Origin of the sequence: Pseudomonas antarctica, from assembly GCF_900624995.1 — a bacterium.
Taxonomy (GTDB): Bacteria; Pseudomonadota; Gammaproteobacteria; order Pseudomonadales; family Pseudomonadaceae; genus Aquipseudomonas; species Aquipseudomonas antarctica.
The window spans coordinates 1-6,712 of the sequence record NZ_UYXQ01000171.1 but is presented as its reverse complement, the minus strand read 5'-3'; the positions used below and the strand labels follow the sequence as shown (position 1 = coordinate 6,712).

The window sequence follows — 6,712 nt, the reverse complement described above, 5'->3', positions numbered from 1 at the left end:
GGTGGCTGGGAGACCAAGGGGTTGTGGTTGATCATTCTGATTTTCGTGCCGCTGTTCGGGCTGATTGCCTGGGCCATGTTTGGGCCAAAACGGGAGATGGCTGAGCAGCGCAAAAGCTGAACCTAAGCCAGACGATCAACAGGCGCCCATAGGGCGCCTGTTTTCGTTCAAGCGGCGGGTTTAACCCGCAACCGCCTTGGCAATCGCCTCATTGAACGCTGGCAAGTCGTCCGGCGTACGTGAGGTGATCAAGGTCCAGCCATTGGCTTTGCATTCCTTGACCTCGGCGTCCACCCAACCCGCCGCACCGGCGTTTTGCAGGTCGATGCGCACGCTTTTGTAGGAGGTCAGGGTCTTGCCCTTGATCACACCAGCGTCGATCAGCGCCCACGGGCCGTGGCAGATCGCGGCGATGGTTTTACCCGCCAGGGCGAAGTCATTGATCAGCGCCAGCGCCGCAGCATCCTGGCGCAACGTATCGGCGTTGACGGTGCCGCCGGGAATGACCAGTGCGTCAAAATCGCCGCCCGCCACCTGCGAGAGCTTCGCGTCGGACTCCACCGTTTTGTCCTTCTCGGTGTCACCGACGAAGGTCTGGGTGGTGCCGCCTTTGCTGGAAGCGTGTATCACCGTGGCGCCATAATCGCGCAGCGCTTCCAGCGGCTTGACCAGTTCATCGCGCTCGATGCCGGTGTTGGAAGTGATGATGAGGATTTTCTTGCCGTTGAGTGGCGAACTCATGGTCGAGTGTCTCCTGGGTCAGGGAAAATTAATGGTCGTACGTGGCCTGCAGCGCCTTGGCCATTTTCAGGTGGGCTTCAAGGGTCGGCAGGGTTTTGCTGGCGAAAGCCTTCAGCTCGGTGTTGTCCGAGGAAGCGGCTTCTTTCTTGAACAGTTCGACGGTTTTCTCATGGGCGGCCACTTGGTTATTGGCGTAAGCCTTGTCGAACGATTCATCACGCATTTCCAGGATGGCTTTCTTGGCCTTGTCGGTCAGGGCGGCATCATCCGGCACGTCGATATCCAGTTTCTTCGCCAACGCCGCGAGCTCCTCGTTGGCGTTGGTGTGGTCGGTGACCATGTGTTGGGCGAAGGTCTTGATGTCGGCTGCGGTGCTTTTTTCCAGCGCCAGCTTGCCGGCTTCCACCTCGGTGATACCGCCTTGGGCGGCAGCGTCGACGAAGCTGTTGGACGTGGCGGCCATGGCCGTGCAAATCGAGCCTGCAACCAGCACAAAGCCGAGGCCCAGTTGTTTCATCAGCGGCGTCGTCATGGTGGATCTCCTTGAAGTCGACAGTGGCGTGATGCCGTACCTGACTGTTGAGCGGGGCCCTTGGCAAAAGGTTTAAATTAATTCGCGCTTTTTTCTCCGGTGGTGCAGCACGGCAAATTCCTTGAACTATCGATATCTGCCGGGCTCTGCTGACTACGTGCCCGCCATTTCTTGCGGGCCTTCAACGGTTTGGAGAAAGACTGTGACTGCCGATAAAACCCCAGCACCCATCAGCTCGGAAGACGCCCAGCAAGGCATTAAAAAACCCGCCAAAGGCCAGACCCTGGAACGTGCGAACCCTAAGACTGAAACCGTTGATAAGGTGCTGACGCCCACCTCAATCAAGGACACTGAACGCCAGACCGACGCCATTAACGAGCAAGCCGCCAAGGCCGAGCGCAAGTTGGGCCACTGAGCAGGCCCGCTCGATGACGGCGTCTGAATTGGGCATTGAGCTCAAGCCCGGAGGGGATGGCAGCCTGTTCAGGCTGCTCGACCTTAGTGCCAAACTGAATGCCGAGTACGGCGGCACGATCAGCCATACCCGCAGTGCCAGCGCAGACCGCCAGGCCTTCGAAAACGCCTGGGTGAATTCGACGGGGTGGGGCCCAAGACCCTCGAGATTTTCATGCGCGATGCGGCCAAGGTACTGTTTTAAACAATCCTTAAACCCTCGACGGATACCGATTTTGCGCCCTCAAGCAGTTATGTCGTTACTCGATCTCAACCCGCAGCACTTCCAAGCCTAACTGCTCATAGGCCTCGATGCCCTGTACATGCCACTCGGTAATCAGCGTATGAATACGGCTGCAAGGCCCCACCACAAACGGTTCCACGGCGCCGAGCTTGTCCGCCATGGTCACGGCCACCACCTGGGAGGCGCTGTCGAGCAGTGCTTGCTTGACCGCCACTTCATCGAAATGCAATGAGCTGATGCCTACCTGCGGATGCAATGCGCACACACCGGTAAACAGCAGGTCGGCCTTGATGCTCTGAATCAGACGCACCGCTTCCTGGCCGCTGGTGGACACGGTGGCGGGGTTGAGTTGGCCACCCGCCAAAATCACCTTCACATGCGGATGGTCGGCCAGTGCGATCGCAATCATCGGCGACGGTGTGACCACGGTCAGGCGGATCGAACGCGGTAAGGATTGCGCAATCTGCAGCGTGGTGGAGCCGGAATCGAACAGCACGATCTGGCCGTCTTCCACACGATCAGCCGCCAGTTGCGCCAGGTGACGCTTGACCTCGTTGGTCTCGCCGACACGGGTGAAGAAGTCCTTGCCGGTGTCTTTGGGCCGGGGCAGGGCGCCGCCGTGCACGCGTTGCAACAGGCCTGCGGCGGCCAGTTCACCGAGGTCGCGGCGGATGGTGTCTTGGGACACGGCAAAGTGGTCGACCAATTCAGAGGCGGTGACTTTGCCATCGCGCTCCAGCAGCAACAGGATTTTCTGTTTGCGCAATGAAGGCAGGTCAATGGCTTGATGAGTGTTTTGCATGTTTGTGCGTCTTTGTGCTGGTTTATGCGAGATTAGGCTTCTGTGGGTATAAACGCAATGGCTGGTTGCGCAGCTGATGGGCGGTTACTCTCTGGGCTCAGTTCAGGGAGAGGTGACCTAGATGTCGTTGATCACAACCATCGAAGACTTACGCAAGCTGGCGAAAAAACGTGTCCCACGGATGTTCTACGACTACGCCGATTCCGGCTCCTGGACTGAAAGCACCTACCGGGCGAATGAAAGTGATTTTGCCCGCATCAAATTCCGCCAGCGTGTGGCGCGCAATATCGACGAACGCTCGATCCGCGCCACCCTGATCGGTCAGGACATGGCCATGCCGGTTGCACTGGCACCGACAGGGCTTGCGGGCATGCAGCATGCCGATGGCGAAATCCTGAGCGCCCGCGCCGCTGCCGCGTTTGGCGTGCGCTACACCTTGTCGACCATGAGTATCTGCTCGCTTGAGGACATCGCCGAGCACGTCGGCCAGCCGTTCTGGTTCCAACTGTATGTGATGCGCGACCGCGCGTTTATGGAGCAGTTGATCGAGCGCGCCAAGGCTGCCGGTGTCGATGCGCTGGTACTGACCCTCGATTTGCAGATCCTTGGCCAACGGCACAAAGACTTGATCAATGGCTTGTCGGCGCCGCCCAAACTGACCTTGTCGAATATCCTCAACATGGCCACCAAGCCGCGCTGGGTGATGGGCATGCTGGGCACCAAACGCCGTGGCTTTGGCAATATCGTTGGCCATGTACAAGGCGTGGCAGACATGAGTTCGCTGTCATCGTGGATCGCCCAGCAGTTCGACCCGCGTCTGAGCTGGGACGATGTGCAATGGATCAAAAAATGCTGGGGCGGCAAGCTGATTATCAAGGGCATCCTCGATGTGGAAGACGCGCGCCTGGCGGCCAATTCCGGCGCTGATGCGCTGGTGGTGAGCAACCATGGTGGCCGTCAGTTGGATGGCGCACCGTCGAGCATCAGCCAACTCCCCGCAATTGTTGAGGCGGTGGGAGAGCAGATTGAAGTGTGGCTCGATGGCGGCATTCGCTCCGGCCAGGACGTGCTCAAGGCAATGGCATTGGGCGCCAAAGGCACCCTGGTCGGCCGTCCGCATTTGTACGGTTTAGGGGCCAGGGGCGCAGCGGGCGTGACCAAGGCCCTTGACATCATCGCGCGCGAGTTGGACGTGTCGATGGCGCTGTGTGGCTATAACGATATCCGCGATGTGAATCGCGAGATTTTGCTGCCAGGTACGTTTCCTACCGGCGTTTACTGAGCCAAAAAAACGTAAAAAAGTAAAAAGAGTTGTCCACGAAAACCGTGGGTATCTCTGTGGATAACTTTGCGAAGGCCCGGCAGGGTTGGCGATTTAGCTATCGATCATTATTTGATCAACTTTCGGCGCGGGCCAGTATGGGCAGGGTTTGCGCTTGACAGCCAAGCGCGGACCCAGTGCCGAAAACGACTTTTAAGAGTCGCCGTTGCGACGTGTGGTGTGCGTCACCACCTGCGCAGGCGCCTTTGCTTGCATCAAGTTTTTCAGTGCCTGGCCATAACTGCGACCGGCCAGGTTCATGCTGTTGTTATGGGTGGCGCCTGGCACCAGCAACAGCCGCTTGGGTTCCTGGGCGGCCTCAAACAATTGCTGGCTGAAACGCGGTGGCACGTACTGGTCAGCCAGGCCATGGACCACCAGTAGCGGCATGCGCACATCGGCAATCTTGTCGATGGAATCGAATTTCTGCGACAGCAACCAACGCACCGGCAATGAGGTATTGGCCACCGCCGCAGCCGCGTCCCCCAGCGAGGTGAAGGTGGATTCGATCACTAGCCCGCGCACGGGCACCGGTGTTTGTTTGCTCAACTTGGCCGCCAGGTCAATAGCCACCGCGCCACCCAGGGAGTGCCCGTAGATCAGGCGTTTGCCTGGGTCGGGTTGCAACACCTGCAAGCGCTCCCAGGCGATGCGTGCGTCTTCGTACACCGTGGTTTCCGAAGGCAAATCGCCGTGGCTTTGGCCGAAGCCGCGGTAGTCAATGGCCAGCACCGAGAAGCCCAGCGCGTGTAGTTGCTCAATGCGAAACAGCTGCCCGGTGAGGTTCCAGCGCACGCCGTGCAGGTAGAGGATGGCCGGCGCGTCCTTGTTGTCGGCCGGGTACCACCAGCCGTGAAGGTTCTGCCCCGATTTGAAACTGGCGGGCTTGATATCGAATTCCTGCACCGCTTTGGGCAGGCCGGTAAACCACCCGGCAGTGCCCGGCTCGATACGAAACACCCACTCGCGCTCTTTGTGTTGCAGCACGGCGCAGCCGACCGGCAGGCCGACGATCAACAGCGCCATGCACAGAAGGGGAAACCAGCGTAGGCCCAGGCGCGAGAAAAAACGAGATGACATGAAGGTTCCAAGACAAAAGCGAAGATCAGGTTTTACCAGATGGCTTCTGAAGGCAGGCATTAATTCGACAGCCGTGAATGAGGATTGCTTGCAAAGTGTTACAGCATTGAACAGCACGTGCACGGGTTGTCATTGCCGACCTCGACGCGCCGCTCCTGCAACGCACCATGGGCATTTACCTCTACGCGCCGCTCTGGTTGTGCAAACACGCGTGGCCGCAGCTGTGCAGTCAACCGCGCCGAGGCGGTGGCCGCCGCGTGGGAACGCATCAAGCAAGACTCAGGTTTTGAGGCCGGGCTTGCTTGACGCTGGCGACGTCGGCGCGACATGCTTGCGGGCATTTGAGCAAAGGCCCGAGCATGCACAACAGCCCCGTTCGCATCACTGCCGAAGAAACCCTCTCGGACAGCTGGTATCTGTTGAAAAAATACAGCTTCGACCTACGCCGCAGAGATGGCAGTTGGCAAGCCCAGACCCGCGAGGTGTATGACCGGGGCAACGGCGCGACCATCCTGTTGTACAACCGCGCGCAGCGCACGGTGCTGCTGATACGCCAGTTCCGCATGCCCACTTTCGTCAACGATTACCACGGTTACCTGATTGAAACCGCTGCCGGTTTGCTGGACAACGCCAGCCCCGAGGAGCGTATTCGCCTGGAGGCCGAGGAGGAGACCGGCTACCGTGTCGGCGCTGTCGAAAAAATCTACGCAGCGTTCATGAGCCCGGGCTCGGTGACCGAGCGGATTCACTTCTTTATCGGCGAGTACCACGCGGCGGATCGGGTCAGCAGTGGCGGCGGCCTGATCGATGAAGGTGAAGACATCGAAGTGCTGGAAGTGGGCTTTGAACAGGCGCTGGCGATGGTGCAGAGGGGTGAAATTGTCGACGGTAAAACCATCATGCTGTTGCAGCACCTGGAGTTGCGCATGTTGAAAGAAGGCTGGTGACGGTTGCTGCGCTGCGCTGCGGCGGTGTCGGTCAAGGGCTGCGCGCTTACAGCGGGTCACTTGTTGAGGGACCTGTACAAAGGGACCAAAAAGTAACTCAAAAATCCTCGCCCCACCACTCGGTACTTCGCTCTGGCTCGGTGTGCCTGAACGCAGGATTTTGAGCGCGGGTTGAAGCAACAACAGAGCAAAAGCAGATTTACTTTTCTGTGAGCGCTGGCTTGCCGGCGATGCAGGCACCTCGGTGCATCAGGAATAACCCGTTGATGCCTGCGCAGGCCGGCTTCCCACCCAATAACGGATATACACACGCCTTCCCATTCACACAGGCAAAAAAACGCCCCGAACCAGTCGGGGCGTCAGATCGTGCGGCATTGCGGTTAGGTCTTCCATGGAGCCGCAATGGCCGTGTACTCAGTCAATCAGTGGAACTGTTCTTCTTCAGTCGAGCCCGTCAGCGCGGTCACGGACGAGGTGCCACCCTGGATCACGGTGGTCATGTCGTCGAAGTAGCCAGTGCCCACTTCCTGCTGGTGCGCCCCAAAGGTGTAACCCTTGGCCGCGTCAGCGACTTCCTGCTCCTGCAGCTTAC

General features: G+C 59.0%; 8 protein-coding genes and 1 pseudogene. 4 read left to right on the top strand and 5 right to left on the bottom strand.

Annotation, left to right across the window (positions count from 1 at the left end; translation table 11 throughout):
- A partial coding sequence (locus E0F99_RS28190; RefSeq protein ID WP_207303107.1) for a PLDc N-terminal domain-containing protein occupies nt 1-120 on the top strand: 120 nt, incomplete at its 5' end.
- Between the two features lie 60 nt (nt 121-180).
- Here the strand turns inward: E0F99_RS28190 and E0F99_RS28185 are convergent.
- Both E0F99_RS28185 and E0F99_RS28180 read right to left on the bottom strand, forming a co-directional pair.
- Nucleotides 181-741: a type 1 glutamine amidotransferase domain-containing protein gene (locus E0F99_RS28185; RefSeq protein ID WP_083358919.1), complete on the bottom strand. Its 561-nt coding sequence runs from the start codon at nt 739-741 to the stop codon at nt 181-183.
- A 28-nt stretch (nt 742-769) separates the two neighbouring features.
- Complete coding sequence (locus E0F99_RS28180) at nt 770-1,273, bottom strand: DUF4142 domain-containing protein (protein WP_083358918.1); 504 nt, start codon at nt 1,271-1,273, stop codon at nt 770-772.
- A gap of 202 nt (nt 1,274-1,475) precedes the next feature.
- On the opposite strand from E0F99_RS28180, the gene E0F99_RS28175 reads away from it, so the two are divergent.
- Entirely contained in the window at nt 1,476-1,688 is a 213-nt protein-coding gene (locus E0F99_RS28175) for a hypothetical protein (RefSeq protein WP_083358917.1), read from the top strand.
- 298 nt (nt 1,689-1,986) lie between these two features.
- Here the strand turns inward: E0F99_RS28175 and E0F99_RS28165 are convergent, their stop codons facing one another.
- Nucleotides 1,987-2,772 (bottom strand): DeoR/GlpR family DNA-binding transcription regulator, encoded by a 786-nt coding sequence (locus E0F99_RS28165; RefSeq protein WP_083358916.1) that lies wholly within the window; start codon nt 2,770-2,772, stop codon nt 1,987-1,989.
- A 121-nt stretch (nt 2,773-2,893) separates the two neighbouring features.
- On the opposite strand from E0F99_RS28165, the gene E0F99_RS28160 reads away from it, so the two are divergent.
- Nucleotides 2,894-4,054, top strand: a complete 1,161-nt coding sequence (locus E0F99_RS28160; protein WP_130909067.1) for an alpha-hydroxy acid oxidase — start codon at nt 2,894-2,896, stop codon at nt 4,052-4,054.
- 192 nt (nt 4,055-4,246) lie between these two features.
- Here the strand turns inward: E0F99_RS28160 and E0F99_RS28155 are convergent, their stop codons facing one another.
- Complete coding sequence (locus E0F99_RS28155) at nt 4,247-5,173, bottom strand: alpha/beta hydrolase (protein ID WP_083358914.1); 927 nt, start codon at nt 5,171-5,173, stop codon at nt 4,247-4,249.
- Between the two features lie 359 nt (nt 5,174-5,532).
- Between E0F99_RS28155 and E0F99_RS28145 the strand changes: the two genes are divergently transcribed.
- Nucleotides 5,533-6,120 (top strand): NUDIX domain-containing protein, encoded by a 588-nt coding sequence (locus tag E0F99_RS28145; protein WP_083358913.1) that lies wholly within the window; start codon nt 5,533-5,535, stop codon nt 6,118-6,120.
- Between the two features lie 422 nt (nt 6,121-6,542).
- On the opposite strand, the pseudogene E0F99_RS28140 reads toward E0F99_RS28145, so the two are convergent.
- Nucleotides 6,543-6,712, bottom strand: a pseudogene (locus tag E0F99_RS28140) (isocitrate lyase); the annotation flags it as partial.

What these genes read in the sequence shown, in the direction of transcription:
- E0F99_RS28155 (WP_083358914.1), bottom strand. Translation starts at nt 5,173, where the DNA reads ATGTCATCTCGTTTTTTCTCGCGCCTGGGCCTACGCTGGTTTCCCCTT.
- E0F99_RS28165 (WP_083358916.1), bottom strand. Translation starts at nt 2,772, where the DNA reads ATGCAAAACACTCATCAAGCCATTGACCTGCCTTCATTGCGCAAACAG.
- E0F99_RS28145 (WP_083358913.1), top strand. Translation starts at nt 5,533, where the DNA reads ATGCACAACAGCCCCGTTCGCATCACTGCCGAAGAAACCCTCTCGGAC.
- E0F99_RS28160 (WP_130909067.1), top strand. Translation starts at nt 2,894, where the DNA reads ATGTCGTTGATCACAACCATCGAAGACTTACGCAAGCTGGCGAAAAAA.
- E0F99_RS28185 (WP_083358919.1), bottom strand. Translation starts at nt 741, where the DNA reads ATGAGTTCGCCACTCAACGGCAAGAAAATCCTCATCATCACTTCCAAC.
- E0F99_RS28180 (WP_083358918.1), bottom strand. Translation starts at nt 1,273, where the DNA reads ATGACGACGCCGCTGATGAAACAACTGGGCCTCGGCTTTGTGCTGGTT.